The sequence below is a fragment of the Ensifer sp. B1-9 genome, from assembly GCF_050474445.1.
Taxonomy (GTDB): Bacteria; Pseudomonadota; Alphaproteobacteria; order Rhizobiales; family Rhizobiaceae; genus Ensifer.
In genome coordinates, this window is sequence record NZ_JBCHVG010000006.1 from 239,065 (window position 1) to 256,674 (window position 17,610).

15 protein-coding genes are annotated in these 17,610 nt (G+C 62.1%); 6 read left to right on the plus strand and 9 right to left on the minus strand.

The features are described 5' to 3' along the window. Positions 1-72: 72 nt before the first annotated feature. Entirely contained in the window at positions 73-1,431 is a 1,359-nt protein-coding gene (locus tag ACQ5BM_RS13095) for a sigma-54-dependent transcriptional regulator (protein ID WP_429811546.1), read from the minus strand. Further along, positions 1,431-3,257 carry a sensor histidine kinase gene (locus ACQ5BM_RS13100; protein ID WP_429811549.1) on the minus strand — a complete coding sequence of 609 codons (1,827 nt, stop codon included), beginning with the start codon at positions 3,255-3,257 and terminating at the stop codon, positions 1,431-1,433. The genes ACQ5BM_RS13095 and ACQ5BM_RS13100 overlap by 1 nt, the downstream gene beginning before the upstream one ends. 239 nt (positions 3,258-3,496) lie before the next feature. Between ACQ5BM_RS13100 and ACQ5BM_RS13105 the strand changes: the two genes are divergently transcribed. Together ACQ5BM_RS13105 and ACQ5BM_RS13110 are read left to right on the plus strand one after the other, a co-directional pair. After that, positions 3,497-4,429 carry a VOC family protein gene (locus tag ACQ5BM_RS13105; RefSeq protein ID WP_429811552.1) on the plus strand — a complete coding sequence of 311 codons (933 nt, stop codon included), beginning with the start codon at positions 3,497-3,499 and terminating at the stop codon, positions 4,427-4,429. Between the two features lie 167 nt (positions 4,430-4,596). Beyond that, complete coding sequence (locus ACQ5BM_RS13110; RefSeq protein ID WP_429811555.1) at positions 4,597-5,199, plus strand: alpha/beta hydrolase; 603 nt, start codon at positions 4,597-4,599, stop codon at positions 5,197-5,199. 175 nt (positions 5,200-5,374) lie between these two features. On the opposite strand, the gene ACQ5BM_RS13115 is transcribed toward ACQ5BM_RS13110, so the two are convergent. The 7 genes from ACQ5BM_RS13115 to ACQ5BM_RS13145 all read right to left on the minus strand — a co-directional run bounded on the left by ACQ5BM_RS13115 (position 5,375) and on the right by ACQ5BM_RS13145 (position 13,335). Continuing rightward, on the minus strand, positions 5,375-6,487 hold the full coding sequence (locus ACQ5BM_RS13115) for an ABC transporter permease (protein ID WP_429811558.1): 1,113 nt from the start codon (positions 6,485-6,487) through the stop codon (positions 5,375-5,377). Position 6,488: 1 nt separating this feature from the next. Beyond that, the gene (locus ACQ5BM_RS13120) at positions 6,489-7,637 is read right to left on the minus strand and encodes an ABC transporter permease (RefSeq protein WP_429811561.1); all 1,149 of its coding nucleotides are present in this window, start codon (positions 7,635-7,637) and stop codon (positions 6,489-6,491) included. Then, positions 7,634-9,364, minus strand: coding sequence for an ATP-binding cassette domain-containing protein (locus ACQ5BM_RS13125; RefSeq protein WP_429811564.1), 1,731 nt, complete (start codon positions 9,362-9,364; stop codon positions 7,634-7,636). Before ACQ5BM_RS13125 ends, ACQ5BM_RS13120 begins: the two co-directional genes overlap by 4 nt. Continuing rightward, positions 9,361-10,368, minus strand: a complete 1,008-nt coding sequence (hlyD, locus tag ACQ5BM_RS13130) for a secretion protein HlyD (protein ID WP_429811567.1) — start codon at positions 10,366-10,368, stop codon at positions 9,361-9,363. Before hlyD ends, ACQ5BM_RS13125 begins: the two co-directional genes overlap by 4 nt. Continuing rightward, positions 10,365-11,069, minus strand: a complete 705-nt coding sequence (locus ACQ5BM_RS13135; protein WP_429811569.1) for a CerR family C-terminal domain-containing protein — start codon at positions 11,067-11,069, stop codon at positions 10,365-10,367. The genes hlyD and ACQ5BM_RS13135 overlap by 4 nt, the downstream gene beginning before the upstream one ends. Before the next feature lie 242 nt (positions 11,070-11,311). Beyond that, positions 11,312-12,664, minus strand: a complete 1,353-nt coding sequence (locus ACQ5BM_RS13140; RefSeq protein ID WP_429811571.1) for a sensor histidine kinase — start codon at positions 12,662-12,664, stop codon at positions 11,312-11,314. Continuing rightward, entirely contained in the window at positions 12,661-13,335 is a 675-nt protein-coding gene (locus ACQ5BM_RS13145) for a response regulator transcription factor (protein WP_429811574.1), read from the minus strand. Before ACQ5BM_RS13145 ends, ACQ5BM_RS13140 begins: the two co-directional genes overlap by 4 nt. A gap of 270 nt (positions 13,336-13,605) precedes the next feature. On the opposite strand from ACQ5BM_RS13145, the gene ACQ5BM_RS13150 reads away from it, so the two are divergent. The 4 genes from ACQ5BM_RS13150 (at position 13,606) to ACQ5BM_RS13165 (ending at position 17,590) form a co-directional block, all read left to right on the plus strand. Further along, complete coding sequence (locus ACQ5BM_RS13150) at positions 13,606-15,321, plus strand: phosphoethanolamine transferase (protein ID WP_429811577.1); 1,716 nt, start codon at positions 13,606-13,608, stop codon at positions 15,319-15,321. A gap of 168 nt (positions 15,322-15,489) precedes the next feature. Beyond that, positions 15,490-15,861, plus strand: coding sequence for a hypothetical protein (locus ACQ5BM_RS13155; RefSeq protein WP_429811580.1), 372 nt, complete (start codon positions 15,490-15,492; stop codon positions 15,859-15,861). 266 nt (positions 15,862-16,127) lie between these two features. Continuing rightward, positions 16,128-16,796 (plus strand): metallophosphoesterase family protein, encoded by a 669-nt coding sequence (locus ACQ5BM_RS13160; protein ID WP_429811583.1) that lies wholly within the window; start codon positions 16,128-16,130, stop codon positions 16,794-16,796. An 80-nt stretch (positions 16,797-16,876) separates the two neighbouring features. Beyond that, positions 16,877-17,590 carry an HAD family hydrolase gene (locus tag ACQ5BM_RS13165; protein WP_429811586.1) on the plus strand — a complete coding sequence of 238 codons (714 nt, stop codon included), beginning with the start codon at positions 16,877-16,879 and terminating at the stop codon, positions 17,588-17,590. Positions 17,591-17,610 lie beyond the last annotated feature (20 nt).

Sequence of the window (17,610 nt, forward strand, 5' to 3'; positions counted from 1 at the left end):
CGTCGAATTGGACGCGGCGCGGGCAATTGGGAACCACCTGTCGAAGGTCCGGGTGGCTACCACTTGGGGGGCTCAGAGCTCGCCTCCGGCGGAAAAATCCGTGGCGACAAGTTTTTTGTCGAGCCCGAACTTCTGCATCTTTTCGTAGAGCGTCTTGCGCGAGATGCCGAGCGATTCATAGACTGGCTTCAGGGCACCGCCATGGGCGGCAATGGCGCTGGCGATCAGGCTTTTTTCATAGGCGGCGACCTTGTCGGCAAGTCGCCCGCTATCTTCCTTCGCGGCATCGTGCGGCGCCGCATCGAGTCCGAGGACCAGACGCTCGGCGGCATTGCGCAGTTCGCGCACATTGCCCGGCCAGTCGCGCTCCGCCATTTCCGCCAGCATGGCTTGCGAGACGTCCACCTCGTCCCGGCCGTAACGGGCCGCGGATTCCCTGACCAGTTGCAGGAAGAGCAGCGGGATATCGGCGCGTCTTTGCGCAAGCGAGGGGACGCGGAGCGTTGCGACGTTGAGGCGATAGAGGAGGTCCGCGCGGAAGCGCCCGCCCGCCACTTCCTTTTCGAGATCGACCTTGCTGGTGGCAATGAAGCGCACGTCGAGCGGCACCTGCTCGTTCGATCCGAGCCGGGTGATGACGCGTTCCTGCAGCACGCGCAGAAACTTTGCCTGCAGATCGAAGGGCATCGAGCCGATTTCATCGAGCAGGATCGTGCCGCCGCGACCATGCTCGAACTTGCCGTAGCGTGGTCGGATGGCGCCGGGGAAGGCACCGGGCTCGTGGCCGAAGAGTTCGCTTTCGATCAGATTTTCCGGCAGGGCCGCACAGTTGATGGCGATGAACGGGCTGTTGGCGCGAGCGCTGAGATCATGCAGCGTGCGAGCGAGCACTTCCTTGCCGACGCCGGTGTCGCCGATGATCAGTGTGTCGGCGTCGGCGGCGCCGATCGCGCGGATACGATAGCGCAGATCGACCATGACCTGGCTTCGACCAGGAAGCCGCTGCTCGATGTCGTCGCGCTTGCCGGCCACGGCCTTCAGCCGCCGGTTTTCCAGAACCAGGGTCCGCCAATCGAGCGCCCGGCGGATCGTGCCGGCAAGCATCTGGGCCGCGAAAGGTTTCTCGACGAAATCATAGGCGCCTTCGCGCATCGCGCGTACCGCAAGCTGCACGTCGCCATGACCGGTGACGAGAATGACCGGCACCTCGGCGTCGATCTCGCGGACGCGCTGCAGGAGGGTCATGCCATCCATGCCGGGCATGCGGATATCGCTGATGACGACACCGGCAAAACTGAAACTGATGAATTCCAGGGCGCGTTCGGCTGCCGCAAAGGTCTCGACCCGAAAACCGGCGAGCTCCAGCGCTTGCGCGCTCGAATGGCGCATATCCTCTTCGTCATCGACGAGCAGGATCCGGCTCTCGATCATTACTCAGCAGCCTCCCGGGCTTCGTTGTTTTCGACGGCGAGTTCGATGCGGAACTCGGCGCCACCCTCCGCAAGATTGGTGGCGACAAGGCTGCCGCCGAAATCCTTGATAATGTTATAGGAAATCGAGAGGCCGAGGCCCAGCCCCTTGCCGACGCCCTTGGTCGAAAAGAACGGATCGAAGATGCGTTCGGCAATCGCTGGGGGGATGCCCGGCCCCCGGTCACTGATCGTCAGAATCACCTTGCCGTCTTCCCGCCGGGCACGAAGGCGAATGGTCCGGTCATCAAGCCCTTCGACCGCGTCGGCCGCATTGGAGATGATGTTGACAAGCACCTGCTGCAAGCGCACGGAGCCGGCGCGCACGACGAGCGGTGCGTCGCCGAGGTCGATGTCGATGCTTGCCGCTGCAGCCTTCAGCCGAACCGAAACGATCTCCATCGTATCGCGCACCACCTCCTCGACCGGGACCGGCCCAAGCTTCTCGTTCGGCTTGCGGGCGAAGTTGCGCAAGTGCTTGCTGATTGCCGCCATGCGATCGACAAGCCCGGAAATTCGCCGGATATTATCGCTCGCCTCGTCGGAACGACCCCGTTCGATCAGCAGTGCGGCACTGTCGGCATAGGTCTTGGCGGCGGCAAGCGGCTGGTTGAATTCGTGCGAGAGCGCCGCGGACATTTGCCCGAGGCCCGCCAGCTTGCCCGCCTGGATCAGATCGGCCTGTGTCCGGCGCAACTGCTGTTCCGTCAGTCGGCGCTCGGCGATCTCCTCCTCGATCTGGGCATTGACGCGCGCAAGGTCGGCGGTCCGTTCGTCGACACGGCGTTCAAGTTCCGCTTGCGCTTCCGCCTGCATCGAGATGCGTTCGTTGAGGCGGGCACGCCGTTGCAGGACAATGGCCATGCCGAGGCCGGCAAGGCAGATCAACAGAAGCGCGACGGCGACTGTCGTCAGCGCTTGCGTGTAGGCCGAGGCCGTATCCACCAGGACGTTCACGGTCCAATCGGCATCGGGCATATATTGCGAAAGCACGAGATATTCGCGGCTTGAACCGTCGGAGGAGACGGTCATGAAGCGGTGGCCGGGCGAGTTGCTCTCCGCAATGGGGAGCGGTCGCAAGGTGGCGTCGGCGTACCGCCTCGAGGCCTCGGTGCGCGCGAGCCGCTCCGATGTCAGCGGCAGGATGGAGGAATAGAGCCAGTCAGGGTCACCGGACATGAAGATGATGCCTTCGGGATCGGAAACGAAGATCCTGTATTCGCCGCCTTGCCAGGAGGCCTCGATGCTTTCGACATCGACCTTGAAGACGATCACACCGCGGATTTCGTCGCCGATCTGGATTGGTGAGCCGAAATAGTAGCCGCGCTTCAGCGACGTGGTGCCAAGCGCATAGAAGCGCGACTGCTGTCCGCGAAGCGCTTCTTGGAAATAGGGGCGGTAGCTGAAATTCTGGCCGACGAAGCTCGTTTGGCCGTCATAATTGCTGGCCGCGATCGTATCGCCATCCGGCATGATCACATAGATATCAGAGGAGTGAAGCAGGCGGTTGATGTCTTTGAGGTAGGCGTTCACCGCCTGCCGCAGTCGCCGGTCGCGCGGACGGGTAACGAGTTCCTGGACATCTTCGTGATCGGCGATCAGGGCAGGCAATGCTTGATAGCGATTGAGATGGCCGTCAAGTGCGGTGACGGCGAGCCTAAGAGCGGTGGTCGCCTGAGCGGTCGCCTCGCGCAGATAGCTGTCGGTCGCGACCGCATAGCCTTTCCAGGCCAAGATCGCTGCCAGCAACGGCAACAGCAACAATCCAGAGACCAAGCGATATTTCACAGAATGTCCGCGCGCCTCCTCGCGTGCATACGACCACTTGCCGCGCCGTGATCTTAAGCATCGACGCAACGCGCCACAAGCGCAGCGCTGCCGGGTCCGTGCTTGTTGACGAGTAATCACTATCGTCAATGAATTGTTGACAATGCGTTTGGCCGTGGCCGGCTTTCGCTGCGGGCTGGAAGGGCGCATCTATGACGCAACGGAGCGCCCGGTGGCGCAGGAGAGAAAGGATCACGGCAATGCTCAATCAGATCAAGGGTCTGCATCACGTCACCTCGATGGCCGACGATGCGCGCGAAAACAATCTGTTCTTCACCAAGTCGCTCGGCCTGCGCCGCGTCAAGAAGACAGTTAACTTCGATTCCCCCGATGTCTACCATCTCTATTATGGCGACGAGGCCGGCACGCCCGGCACGGTCATGACCTACTTTCCGTTCCCGCAAATGCCGCGTGGCCGCGCCGGTACCGGCGAAGTCGGAACGACTGTTTTCTCGGTGCCGCAGGGCTCCCTCGGCTTCTGGAAAGATCGCCTGACCACATTGGGCGTCACCGGTCTCAAGGATGAAGAGACCTTCGGCGAGAAGCGCCTGAACTTTGCCGGTCCCGATGGCGACGGCTTCGCCCTCGTCGAGGTCAAGGACGACCATCGCACGCCATGGACGGAAGGCGGCATCTCGGCTGATCATGCGATCCGCGGGTTCCATTCCGCAGCACTGCGTCTTCGCGACGAGGGCGCAACGGCCGAGCTCCTGAAGTTCATGGGCTACGAAGAACTCGACCGAAAGGACGGTGTCACGCGCCTGATCGTACCCGGCGGCAACGACGCCCGCGTCATCGACCTCGCGACGATGCCGAATATCGGTCGCGCTTCCCAGGGCGCCGGTTCGGTGCACCATATCGCGTTTGCCGTCGAGAACCGCGAGAAGCAGCTCGAAGTGCGCAAGGCCCTGATGGACACCGGCTACCAAGTGACCCCGGTCATCGATCGCGATTATTTCTGGGCGATCTACTTCCGTACGCCTGGCGGCGTGCTGTTCGAGATTGCCACCAACGAGCCCGGCTTTGATCGCGACGAGGACCTTGCGCATCTCGGCGAGGCGTTGAAGCTGCCGCAACAGCACAAGCACCTGCGCCCGATCCTGGAGAGCCATCTGCAGAAGATCGACGACTAGCACAGCCAACACCGAGGGCTCGCCCTGCCGGCGGACCCTTCGCAACATTGGAATGCTCGGCAGATCATTCACAGTTTCGTCGAAACAGTGGGTCTAACTCTTTGAAACAAAGCTCTTCCGATAGCGAGCTCGTCAGGAGTTCGCCGGAATAGCGCCAGGAGACAAAAATGGTCGACTTTGGCTATGTCCACAAACTGAAGGCCGGCAAGCCCGGTCAGCCGATCTTCTTCGTTTTCCACGGAACCGGTGGCGACGAAAACCAGTTCTTCACCTTCGCGTCCGAACTCTTGCCCGATGCGACGATTGTCTCGCCGCGGGGCGACGTGTCGGAACATGGGGCTGCGCGCTTCTTCAAGCGCACGGGCGAGGGCGTCTACGACATGGCGGACCTCGCACGTGCCACCGAGAAGATGGCGGCTTTCGTCAAGGCGCTTGCCGCCGAGCATCAGGCTTCGGAGGTGATTGGCCTTGGCTATTCCAATGGCGCGAACATTCTTGCCAACGTGCTGATCGAAGAGGGTGTCTTCGACAAAGCGGTGCTCATGCATCCTCTGATCCCGTTCCGTCCAAAGGACAATGCCGGTCTCAAGGGGCGCCGAGTGCTGATCACGGCCGGGGAACGTGATCCCATTTGCCCGGCCCGGTTGACGCAGGCTCTGGCGGACTACTTCCAGGGACAGGGCGCGGCGACCGAAACCGAATGGCACTCGGGCGGACACGACATCCGTCAGAACGAAATCACCGCGATCGCACAGTTTCTGAAGGAGTAGTGCGTCTGCGGCCGAAAGAGCCGCTTCAGGCAGTTCCGGCCGCAAAACCGCGTCTTTGCTGGAATTGCCCTACAGCGCCGCGCGTCTTATCAGGCGCGCAAGGTCGCTGCAGCAATTTAAATTGCTGCATGTTTTTGTCCTTGAATCGGGTACGATTAAAGGAAACATGCAGTAGCTATTCCAGCCGGCGGCGAAACAGCCACGAGGCGGCCGAGAGGGTGACGATGGCGATCAGCAACAGCGGGATCGTCTGTCGCGCCACCTCGACCGCCGGTATGTCCTTCAGGAATACGCCCTTCACGATGACCAGGAAGTAGCGCAGCGGGTTGATATAGGTGATCGGCTGCAGCCAGGTGGGCATGTTTTCGATCGGCGTCGCGAAGCCGGAAAGCAGCATTGCCGGCACCATGAAGAGGAAGGCGCCGAGGATCGCCTGTTGCTGTGTCATCGACAGCGCCGAGATGAACAGGCCGAGGCCCACGACGGAGGCAAGGTAGAAGATCGCGCTGCCGTAGAGCAGGAACAGCGAGCCGCGCAGCGGTACGCCGAAAATGAAGACGGCGGCCAGAATGTAGATCGTTATGTGGAACACGCCGATCATCATCGGCGGGATTAGCTTGCCGATCAGGATTTCGTGGGTTCGAAGCGGCGATACCATGAGCTGATCGAAAGTACCAAGCTCGCGTTCGCGCGCGATCGACAGCGCGGTCACGATCAAGCCGATCAGGAGCGCGATGCTGGCGACGAGGTTCGGCACCATGAACCATTGATAGGTAAGGTTCGGATTGAACCAGTTGCGCGCAACGACCGTGATGGCGCCGGATGCCATGCGCTTGCCGGCCGGCGTCTCGGCTCCAAGCGTTCCGACGATGCGCCCGAGATAGCCGGAAACAATCTGCGATGCGTTGGAGCGACGCCCGTCGAGAATGACCTGCACCTCCGCCGGGCGGCTCGCCTCGATGTCGCGCGAGAAGGTGGGGCCGATTTCGATCGCGGCAATGACCTTTTGGGTGTCTATCGCCACACGCACCTCGTCTGGACTGTTCGTGAAGCGGATGCTGCGGAAGGTCGGCGCACCGTCGATCTCGCGGACGAGATCCTGGCTCCAGTGGCCGTTGTCGCGGTTCAGCACCATGACGTCGACATTCGTCACCTCCAGCGTCGCGGCATAGGAAAACACCAGAAGCTGAAGGATCGGCGGGACAATCAGCACGGTGCGCCCCTTGGGGTCGCGCAACACCGCCAGCAACTCCTTGACGATCAGCGCCTTGAGCCTTGTCCACCACATCTTAGCCAATCCTCTTGCGGGTGCTGCGGGCGGCGAGCGCGAAGAAGACGCAGCCGATTAAGAGCATGACGACGATGGCGCGCGTAAACATCGGCCAGATGTCGCCGGCAAGGAACACTGTCTGCAGGCTTGGTATCAGGTAGCGGGCCGGCACAATGAAGGTGATCCATTGAATAACCGTCGGCATCGAATTGATTTCGAAGAGAAAGCCGGAGAGCAGGAAGGCCGGCAGGAAGGCGGAGATCAGCGCGAGCTGTGAGGCGAGAAACTGGTTCTTCGTCGCCGCCGAGATCAGCAGGCCCTGGCCGAGCGCCGGCATCAGGAAGGTTGCCGAGAGCGCATAGAGCGCCGCGATCGACCCGCGGAAGGGAACGCCGAAGAGGAAGACGGCGAGCAGCACGCACAGCGTCATCGAGGTGAGCCCAAGGATAAAATAGGGCAGTAGCTTTCCGGCCAGCAGTTCGGCGGCCGATACGGGCGTTGCCATCATTGCCTCCATCGTGCCGCGCTCCCATTCACGGGCAACGACGAGCGAGGTGAGCAGCGTGCCGACGAGTGTCATCACGATCGCGATTGACCCGGGCACAAGGAAATTCCGGCTGGTCAGCTCCGGATTGAACCAGAAGCGCTGCTCGGCCGAAATCGCCGGCGGGTGACCGGCGCCGTCGTTCAGGCGCTGGCGCTCCCAGTTGGCAAGGGTCGCCTGGGCGTAATTCTGGACGAAGTTGGCGGTGTTGGGGTCGGAACCGTCGACGAGCACCTGCAACGCCGGGTGGCGCCCGGCGGCATGATCCGCCGTGAAGCCGGCAGGGATCACGACGATGCCCCGCACGCGGCCGAGGACAAGATCCTCTTCGAATTCGCGCCGGTCGCGGCCGATTGTCACCTTGAAATAGCGGGAAGCCTGAAAACCCGCGGCGAGATCGCGCGTCAGCGGTGCCTCCTCCTCGATGACTAGGCCGACACGGGTCTGCGTCGTATCGAGCGAGACGCCGTAGCCGAAGAGAAACAGGAGGATCATGGGCAACACGAAGGCGATCAGGATGCTGCTCGGGTCGCGGATGATCTGATAGCTTTCTTTGCGCACCAGCGCGGCAAAGCGACGGGCCCGGGCGGTGCGGCTTTCGATGGTGGAGGATTGCGCGCTCATGCCGCCTCCTTTTCCTCCGAACCCTGGACCAGGGCGATGAAGGCATCCTCCATCGTCGGGTCCGGCAGCTTGTCATTGGCGACCTGCGCCTTCAATTCGTCGGGTGAGCCGAGTGCGATCGACCGGCCGCGGTAGATCAGCGAAATGCGATCGCAATACTCGGCCTCGTCCATGAAGTGGGTGGTGACGAGCACCGTCACGCCCTTTTCGACCAGGCCGTTAATGTGGGTCCAGAATTCGCGCCGGGTGATCGGATCGACGCCGGACGTCGGTTCATCGAGAAACAGCGCTTCCGGCTCGTGCAGCACGGCGCAGGCCAGCGCCAGCCGCTGCTTGAGGCCCAGCGGCAGATCCTTGGCCGACATGTCGAGCAGGCGGTCGAAGGCGAAGATATCGATCATCAGTTGGATGCGCTCGCGCTTGCGGGCGCCGGATAGCCCGTAGACGCCGGCAAAGAAGCTGAGATTCTGGGCGACGCTGAGGTCGCCGTAGAGCGAGAACTTCTGCGCCATGTAACCGAGCCGGTTGCGTGCCTCGGCCGCGTCGCGGCGCAGGTCGAAGCCGGCAACGCGGCCTTCGCCAGCCGACGGTTTCAGCAGCCCGCATAGCATCTTGAATGTCGTCGACTTGCCGGCACCGTTCGGACCGAGCAGCCCGAAGATCTGGCCGCGCGGAATATCGAAGGTAATGTCGTCGGCCGCCGTGAAGTCGCCGAAGCGCTTCGTCAGGCCGCGTGCCTCGATGACGGGTTTGCTGTTCTCCATTGCAAAGGGTGTCTGGGTTTCCGCCAGCCGCGAGCGGCCGCCAGGGCCACCGCCGAGCATATCGATGAAAGCATCCTCGAAGCGGGGCGCAGTGACGGTCACGCCGGGCGCTGACGAACCCTCGTCCGGTGTTGGCGGTTTGGCGTCCGGCTTCATGACGAGGCGGATTGCTTCACCCTGAATAACGCCGTCGACGACATCGTCCTCGTCGAGATAGCGCGCAAGCTTCTGTCGGCGTCCATGTGTGATCCCGGAGACCTTGAAGACGCGGTCGGCGACGCGATCGGTCAGTTCTAAGGGGCTACCGGAAAACAGCAGCTCGCCCATGTTGAGCAGGAGCACGCTGTCGCAGGCCTCGGCCTCTTCGAGATAGGCGGTGGACCAGACGACGCCGATGCCTTCGGCCGTCAGGTTTTCGACCATCTTCCAGAGGTCTCGGCGGGAGATCGGGTCGACGCCGACGCCCGGCTCGTCCAGGAGGAGCAGGCGGGGCTTGCGCAGGAGCGCACAGGCAAGGCCGAGCTTCTGCTTCATGCCGCCGGAAAGCTTGCCGGCAAGCCGCGCGGTAAAGCGCTTGAGATCAGTGAATTCGAGCAGTTCGTCGAAAGTCGCGGTGCGCTCGGTGAGCGGCAGGCCGCGCAGATCGGCGTAAAGGTTCAGGTTCTCCTGAACGGAAAGATCCTCATAAAGGCCGAAACGTTGCGGCATGTAGCCGATGGCCGCCTGGATGTCGGCCGCATGTGTGACCGTGTCGAAACCGAGCACCTCGACCTTTCCCTCGTCCGGCAGCATCAGCCCGGTCATCAGCCGGATCAGCGTGGTCTTTCCCGCACCGTCAGGACCGACGAGGCCGGTGATCCGACCGCCGAGGATTTCGCCATTGATATGGTCGAGCGCCGGTGGAGCATCTCCGAAGCGCTTGACCACATCCGCGATCCGGACGAAGGGGGCGTTGGTGCTCATCTAACGCCTCCAGCCCGTTCCGGCAGGCGCACGGTGACCGGCATGCCCTGCCTCAGATCCGGGCCAGGCTTGTCGACGACGATACGCAGGCGATAGACGAGGTCGGTCCTGAGCTCCGGTGTCTCCACCGACTTCGGCGTGAATTCGGCCACCGGCGAGATGAAGCCGACCGTCGCCTTGTAAGGGCGATCCGGGGTGCCGTCCGAGGTGACCTCGACGGGCATGCCGGGATGCACGCGGCCGAGGTCGGGCTCGGCGACATAGGCCCGGACCCAGACGGGCTCGTTCAGCGAGACGACATAGACCATGTCGGACGGCGCGACGATCGCGCCGACTTCGCGGACCCGCGAGAGGATCGTACCAGTGCTCGGCGCAAGAAGGCGCGTGTCGGCGAGCGATGTTCGGGCACTCTCGAGCTTGGCTTCCGCCGCCAGGACCTGTGCCTGAGCTGCCTCGATGTCTTCGATCCGGCTTCCTTCTTCGAGCAGGGCCAGGGCCTCGCGGGCGGACGTGGCACGCGCTGCGGCCGCGGCCCTGTTGGCGCTCGCTTCGTCGAGGTTCGCCTGGGAGATGGTGCCGTTCGGCCGCAACTGCCGGGCGCGCTCAAAGGCAAGATCGGCATTCTTCAGGTCGGCCAGCCGTTCCTCATGGACGGCGCGCGCCTGGGCGATTTCGGTAGGTCGTGCGCCGGCCTTCAGTTTTGCGAGATTGGCCTTGAGCGCGCCCAGTTCGGCTTCCGCCGCCGCCACTGCTTGCTCGAACGGAATGGCATCGAGGGTGGCGAGAACGTCGCCGGGTTTCACCGCATCGCCTTCGTCGACGCCAAGGCTCGCAATACGGCCATTGACTCGGAAACCAAGCGAGACCTGGCGGATGTCGACATTGCCGTAAAGCACCGAGCTTCGTTCCGTGGCGGCCCAGCCGAGCTGCCGCGGCACATCGAACCACCACGCGCCGGCGGCGGCGCCGGCGAACAATAGGAGAGCGATTGCTGGCTTGTTCATGGCTGGCGCTCCTGCTGGCCGCCGAGTGCCGCGACGAGTTCTTCTACGTGGCGACGCAGAATATCGAGCTCGCCGGGGCCGACAGCCTGCCACTTCATCTGGCGGAGCATGGCCGCGTGGGCCATGCGGAAAACGAGGATGCTGCCGACGAAGGACAGGGTCTTCAGCCGGACATGTTCGGATTGCGGCGGTTCGGCGAGGATTGTTGCAACCAGCCTGCCGGCCATGCCGATCATCGGACCCATGACATTCGTGTAGACCCGTTCGAACGCCTCGGTCGGTTCCATTTGTTCCCGAATGATGAAGCGCGCCCAGCTTTCCGACTGCCGGCTGACGAAGATGGCGACCATGTGTTGTGCCATCTGGGTCAACAGGTCCCGGGCTTCCTCAGCCGACATTGCCTTGCCTTCGCCGTCGAGGCGGGCAAGGCGCTCGAGGATCACGTTACTGAGTTCACCGACATGTCCGACGATGATCGACGCAAGGTGTTCTGCGGCAGCGATGTAGAGGCCTTCCTTGCCGCCGAAATAATAGGGGATCGCCTGCAGGTTCACGCCGGCGGTTTCCGCAAGCATGCGCGTGCTGGCGCCGTCGAAGCCGTAGCGTCCGAAGACATCGATGGAGCTCGTCAGAAGCTTCTCACGCGTGACGTCGCCGCGATCCTGCTTCGGTGTTTGTGTGGTGGATTTGTTTTTCATCATATCCTGAAATTACATCATTCCATCGATTAAGTCAATCGAATGAATTTTAAATATTGTACGCGGTAGGAGTTGGGAGCTCGCAGCACGGACGATAAGCGAACGGTCGGTTGCCTCCCGCGGGATCGAGGTGGCAACGCAGAGAGCCTGCCATCGGCATTGGCGCAAATGGGCGCATGGCGCCTGAAGGGTGCAGAGTCAGGAGGGGAGGAGCCTATACTCTCAGAGCGGCCAATTGGCGGGACTCAGGCCGCGGCGGAAAAGTCTATCGAAATCTTGGTTCCGCGCTCTGGCGCCGTATCGATCGAAATCGTCGCCTGATGCAACTCACTGATGCGCCGGACAATCTTGAGGCCGAGCCCGAGCTGGCCGGAACTCTTCACGTAGCCGAGGTCTTCGTGGTGCTCGGGCAGATCGACGAGCCCTTTTCCGTCGTCTTCGACGGAGACCACCGGGCCGGGACCGCAGGCGAGAACGATACGGGTGCCCGGCGGATTGTGTTTCACCGCGTTCTCGATCAGGTTTCGCAGCATATTCTCGACGAGTGCCGGGATCGCGGTGACCGGTGGCGTGCCTTCGTCGACGAACTCGAGCGATTTGTCGTGGTCGAAGACGAACGGTGCGATGGCCTCCGCAACTGCGGCTCCGATCTGCGACAGGCTGGTGCGCTGGTAGGCGGAGGGATCGACTGCATCGGCCCGCGCCAGAGAGGTGAGCTGCTCGAGAATATGGGTCAGCGCGTCAAGGTCCCTTTCGGCGTTGCGGGCCCTCGGATCGTTGATGCGGCTCAGCTCCATCTTGGCGATCGACACCGGCGTCCGGATTTCGTGGGCGATCGAGGATGAGAACAGCTTCTGCGACTGGATGAGATCGGCCACCCGTGTGAGCATGCGGTTGACGGCGGTGACCAGGCGGGCGATTTCCTGCGGCATTCGTGTCAGTGGCAGGCGTGCGCTGCTGTCGCGCGGGTCCAGCGCATCGGCCGCCTTGGCGGCCATCGCGACGGGCTTCAGTGCGCTGCGGATCGACCAGATCGTCGCGCCGATGACGAGACAGAACATCAGCGTCATCGGCACGATCATCGAATCGAACATCTCGTGCAGCAGTGCGCTGTACATGAAGCCGTTGGGATCGTTGAGGATCGCGAGTTCGATGAGCAGGGTGGTGCCGCCCCGTTCGAAAGTCTGGCCGCCGGCGACACTGAAGGGCTTGCCGGGCGCGATCCGGCGCTTCCAGAATTGCGGTGCATCCATGCTGACCGGTAGGAAATGTCGGGCGCATTCGCTCGTGCAGTTCGAATAGACGATCTCGCCAGAGGCGGTACGGATGCGAAGGAAGATCGAGTCACCGTCGTCATGACGGTCTTGATAGCGCTCGCGCACCTCGTGATTGGGCTCGTAGCTCACGACACCATCGCGGACCTGGACGTAGGCGGCCACATTTTCGGTTTCCTGCTGGAGCATGAGGACGCTCAGCTTGTCGTCGTCGTACCAGTAGTCGGCAAAAACGACGCCGATCTGAAGCGCCATCGCCACCAGCGAGAAGGCGATGATGCGGCGGGCGACGATGCCGATCAGCGACGGGTTGCGGGTTTTCATGAGGCGCGCCTGAGCAAATAGCCGATGCCGCGCACGGTCTCTATCTGTACGCCGGTGTCAAGCGGTTGCAGGCGCTTTCGGACGCGGGATACGGCGAGCTCGAGCGCATTTGGCGTGACTTCCTGACCGTATTCAGAAAGCGCCGTTTCGAGTTTTCGCTTCGGCACTACGCGGCCGACCTCCCGCATCAGGATTTCCATCAGCGACCGTTCGCGCGGTGGCAACGGCACGACGATGCCGTCACAGGTGAGGTCGGCGGTCGCCGGGTCATAGCGCAAGGCGCCTGCCTCCAGCACCGGCTGGACGGCCTGCGGGTTGCGCCTCAGCATCGCGCGGCAACGGGAGAGAAGCTCCCGATGATGAAATGGCTTTACCAGATAGTCGTCAGCTCCGGCATCGAGCCCGGCGATGCGCTCGTCGACGGATCCCTTGGCGGTGATGATCAGGACGGGCAGTCCCGGATAATCGTGTCGGAGTCGACGAAGCAGGGACAAGCCGTCGCCGTCGGGCAGGCCGAGATCGAGCAGTACGAGATCGTGCTCTCGTCCGGCGATTGCCATCTCAGCGTCTGCAACGGTTGAAACGGCATCAAGTCTCCAGCCAGCGTCCCGCATGGTTTCGCCGACCAGTTCTACCAGTCGCGGACTGTCTTCAACCAGGAGCAGGCGCATTGAATCATCTCGATATTACAGGGGCCGCTGTCGACCATATGGGCTTTCGCCTGGGCTGCCAACTCCTGGTCGCAATACCCACCGCCGCGTGCATGAAGCTGGCAATGAGCAATCTTGACGGGGTTTGGACAGCTTGTTCGTCGTATCTCGACCGATGAGGGGGAGGCTGCAACTGAACAGGTGGCCGTATTGCGGTCTCCACTTCGATGAAATGCCGGCGTTCGTGTCGACCATCTCTGATGTCCGCGCAGTCGCCGCTGGAGACCCGCTTTGATACTTTCGAGAATTCGCCGGCCAGAGATCGGTGGCATCGCTCTCAGCGCGCTCGTCAGCGCCTATCTGCTTCTTGTCACCAACAAATCCTTCTGGACCCATGCGGTCGCCTATTTCAACGATTCCGCTGTAGCGCTGCTCTCCTTCAGCGCGGCACTCTGCCTGCTGACCTTTGCAGGGCTGACGACTGCCTCCGTCAAATATGTGATGAAGCCGGTGCTGATCTTCTTGATCATGGTGTCGGCGTCGGCCTCCTATTTCATCGATACCTTCGGCGTGATCGTCGACAAGGACATGATCGGCAATGCGGCCGTGACCACGCAGGCGGAAGCCGGTCACCTGCTGACCGGGAGCCTGGCGATGCATTTGCTGCTCTACGGCGTGCTTCCTTCGCTTGTCGTCGCCTTGGTCAAGGTCCGTCGCCGCCGCTTTCTCGCCAATGCTGCGGTCAATCTCGCGGTGATCATCCCCTGCCTCCTCGTCAGCGGTGGGCTGGTCTATGCGAATTTCGCGAATGTCGCCTATGTGGTCCGAGAACATAAGGACCTGATGAAGCGGTTCAATCCGACCGGGCCGGTGTCGGCGGCCGTGCGATATGCCGCTTCGACCTACAAGGAGCGCAACATCGTCGTACAGCCGCTCGGTACCGATGCGCATCAGGGTTCGCGGATCGCAGCCGCCGGCAAGCCCGTGGTCGTTGTGGTCGTTGCCGGCGAAACCGCGCGGGCAATGAACTTCTCTTTGAACGGCTACGCACGCGAGACCAATCCAGAACTGAAGGCGCTTGGTGTCGTCAACTACACCGACACGACGAGCTGCGGCACGGCGACAGCGATTTCGCTGCCCTGCATGTTCTCGGTCTATCCGCGCAACGAATATAGCGAATGGAAAGCGCGGTCGACGGAAAATCTGATGAACGTGCTGACGCGTGCCGGCGTCTCGACCACGTGGTGGGACAACAACACGGGCAGCAAGGGTATCGCCGACCTCATCAGCTTCGCCAGCATGACCAACCAGAAGAACAGTCCCCTGTGCAAGAACGGGGAATGCCTGGACGAGATCTTCCTCGGCGAACTCGACAAGAAGCTACAGGCGACGACCTCGAACAGCGTGATCGTGCTGCACCAGCTCGGTAGCCACGGGCCGTCCTACTATCTGCGCTACCCCGAGAGGTTCCGTCGGTTCACCCCGGATTGCCGCACGCCCGAACTGATGAAGTGCTCGGTCGCCGAGATCACCAACGCCTACGACAACACGATCCTATACACCGACTACGTGCTGGCGAGTGTTGCCCGCCTTCTGGAGAAGCACCAGGATCGCGTCGCCGGGGCGATGATCTACATGTCCGATCACGGCGAGTCGCTCGGCGAAGACGGTATCTATCTGCATGGTGCGCCCTATGCGATCGCCCCGCGCGAGCAGACGCAGGTGCCATTCGTCGCCTGGTTCTCGAAACCTTATCAGGCGTCCATGGGTGTCGATACCGCCTGTCTGGCCAAGGACACGGCGCAGCCGAAATCGCACGATAATCTCTTCCACACCGTGCTCGGCATGATGAACGTCGAGACCAAGGTCTACAAACGCGACCTTGATGCTTTCGCAGACTGCACGAGGAAGCCGCCCGCCGGCAACCCGGCCTTCCAGTCTGCCGATACAGCCAAGGACCTGCCGGCCGATACAACACGCCCCGTCGCCTCGCCGGGCGCACTCTGATCTGACCACAAACGCGGTCGCGTATCGCTTTTTTTCGGGTTCTCGGAACAAAAGCGCCTTTCGACGCTTCCTTGCATACATGTCCTCGACTCCGCACGGACGGTCGGCGAGCCTTTTGCCATGTCAGTCCGGTGGACCGAGGCGCCAATCCGCTTGCAGGAGGATTAGATGCGCGTCGTCGGTATACAGGTTTCCCCGGAACGGGCCGGTCGGGCCGGATTTAGCGTCGAGTTCGTCGGCGATGGCGGGGAAGTGGTGACCGTGATGTGCCCGCAGGATAGCGCCGGCTCCTTGAGCCGGCTCAACGCCGTTGCAAAGGCAAAAGAAATGCTCAAGACGGCGCTCGACGCAGATGAAGCGTTGCAGGCCGCCGGCGCCCCGACGGGGTCGCTACGAGGTCCGCTGCTGAATGCCCGTCAGGCGCACGATCGGGATGCGATGGAAGAACAGCTCGACGAGGGGCTCGAAGATACATTTCCGGCGAGCGATCCGGTATCGATCGCCACCTCGACGATCGCAAAAGGCCATTCCCGCCGCTGAGGGCTCAGCGGCGACGCGAGCTGTCCGCATCTTGGCGGCAGCCACGGCTTTGGCGATTTCGTTCGAAAGCGTACCTCCGCCCAGTTTCGGCCACCTCGGCGGACTATCGGCAAAATTGTCGGGCACTTTGACGCGAGTCGGTTGTTTCGATCGATATCGCGCGCATACGTTTCGACGAAAGACTTGTTATAGTGTTTTGATTTATTGATATTTTCCCCTGGATCAGCCCGGTCCGAGGGTATGGAGTTTGTGTGGAGAGTAGACGCATGGCCGCCCGGCAACTCACCTTCGCGATCGGCGACATTCATGGTTGCCTCGAACAGTTGCGTGTGCTTTTGCACGAGATTGAAGCCTATGCGCCGGCGGGCAGGGTCATCTTTCTCGGCGACTTGATCGACCGGGGGCCTGACAGTCGCGGTGTCGTCGAATTGGTCATGGCCGGCCCGTCCAAGCCCGGTTGGACCTGGCTGACACTCAAGGGCAACCACGAAGATATGCTGTGGGGCGCCAGCAGCGGCGAGTACGACGTTGATTGGTGGCTCGTCAATGGTGGCCAGGAGACGCTGGTCTCCTACAACGGCGTCATTCCCGGTCGGCATCTGAAGTGGATGAAGGAACTCCCAACGATCCTTGTCGAACGTCACCGCATTTTCGTGCATGCGGGTGTCGATGAGACGCTGCCGCTGGAGCAGCAAGGCGACGAGATCTTTCTCTGGATCAGGCGACCAGAGGACTATTCCGGCGAATATTGGGGGAAGCATCTCTGTCATGGACACACACCCAGTACGGTCAACCCGCGTACGATCGGCAACCGGACCAACGTCGACTCCGGCGCCGTCTTCAGCGGCGTCCTGTCCTGTGCCGTTTTCGATGACGATCAGCCCGGTGGCCCGATCGATTTCCTCATGACGACACGAGTCCAGGCCGCGAGCTGAGCGAGGCCACTGGCAGTGCAGGCGCAAATGGCATTGTGCGCCTGATCGTCCGGTAGTAGGTGTGCCTTTTCCACGGGGCGATGTTGCTGCCGCCCGTTTCACCATCTCAGGGGATTGCCTTGGACGCCGCGCCTACATCCGTTTTCACGAAGAATTTTGCCGCCCTATTGTTCGATATGGATGGCACATTGCTGAACTCCATGGCCGTGGTCGAGCGCGTCTGGGGCGCCTGGGCCGTGCGCAACGGTCTCGACCCGGTCGAAATGATGAAGACCGTGCACGGCGTTCGCGCCGTCGATACGATCCGTAGCCTGCAACTGCCCGATATCGATGCGGAAAAGGAAGCCTACGATTTGGCGCTTGCCGAGATCGCCGATGTCGAGGGCATCGTCGAGATCCCTGGCGCCGTCGCCTTCCTGAATTCCCTGCCGCCGGAGAAATGGGCGATCGTGACCTCGGCGCCGCTCGACCTGGCGGTGCGCCGTCTTGCGGCTGCCGGCATCCCGACGCCGCAACTGATGATAACCGGCGAAGATGTCTCGACCGGCAAACCCGATCCGCAGGGCTATCGCATGGCTGCCGAACGTCTGGGGGTGCGGCCGGAGGATTGCCTGGTGTTCGAGGACGCGCCTGCTGGTATCCTGGCGGGCCTTGCGGCCGGCGCGGACGTCGTCGTCATCACCGGAGCCCATGAGGCCGCTGCCGACACCCCGCACATGACACTTGCCCGTTACCATGACATCGAGGTGGAGCTTGCAAGCGACGGCATGCTGTCACTTCGCCGGACGCTCTGAATGCTTGCAAAAAAGCCGAA

Coding starts and splice junctions, on each gene's coding strand:
- ACQ5BM_RS13095 (WP_429811546.1), bottom strand. CDS start 1,431: ATGATCGAGAGCCGGATCCTGCTCGTCGATGACGAAGAGGATATGCGC.
- ACQ5BM_RS13105 (WP_429811552.1), top strand. CDS start 3,497: ATGCTCAATCAGATCAAGGGTCTGCATCACGTCACCTCGATGGCCGAC.
- ACQ5BM_RS13110 (WP_429811555.1), top strand. CDS start 4,597: ATGGTCGACTTTGGCTATGTCCACAAACTGAAGGCCGGCAAGCCCGGT.
- ACQ5BM_RS13115 (WP_429811558.1), bottom strand. CDS start 6,487: ATGTGGTGGACAAGGCTCAAGGCGCTGATCGTCAAGGAGTTGCTGGCG.
- ACQ5BM_RS13120 (WP_429811561.1), bottom strand. CDS start 7,637: ATGAGCGCGCAATCCTCCACCATCGAAAGCCGCACCGCCCGGGCCCGT.
- ACQ5BM_RS13125 (WP_429811564.1), bottom strand. CDS start 9,364: ATGAGCACCAACGCCCCCTTCGTCCGGATCGCGGATGTGGTCAAGCGC.
- hlyD (WP_429811567.1), bottom strand. CDS start 10,368: ATGAACAAGCCAGCAATCGCTCTCCTATTGTTCGCCGGCGCCGCCGCC.
- ACQ5BM_RS13135 (WP_429811569.1), bottom strand. CDS start 11,069: ATGATGAAAAACAAATCCACCACACAAACACCGAAGCAGGATCGCGGC.
- ACQ5BM_RS13140 (WP_429811571.1), bottom strand. CDS start 12,664: ATGAAAACCCGCAACCCGTCGCTGATCGGCATCGTCGCCCGCCGCATC.
- ACQ5BM_RS13145 (WP_429811574.1), bottom strand. CDS start 13,335: ATGCGCCTGCTCCTGGTTGAAGACAGTCCGCGACTGGTAGAACTGGTC.
- ACQ5BM_RS13155 (WP_429811580.1), top strand. CDS start 15,490: ATGCGCGTCGTCGGTATACAGGTTTCCCCGGAACGGGCCGGTCGGGCC.
- ACQ5BM_RS13160 (WP_429811583.1), top strand. CDS start 16,128: ATGGCCGCCCGGCAACTCACCTTCGCGATCGGCGACATTCATGGTTGC.
- ACQ5BM_RS13165 (WP_429811586.1), top strand. CDS start 16,877: ATGTTGCTGCCGCCCGTTTCACCATCTCAGGGGATTGCCTTGGACGCC.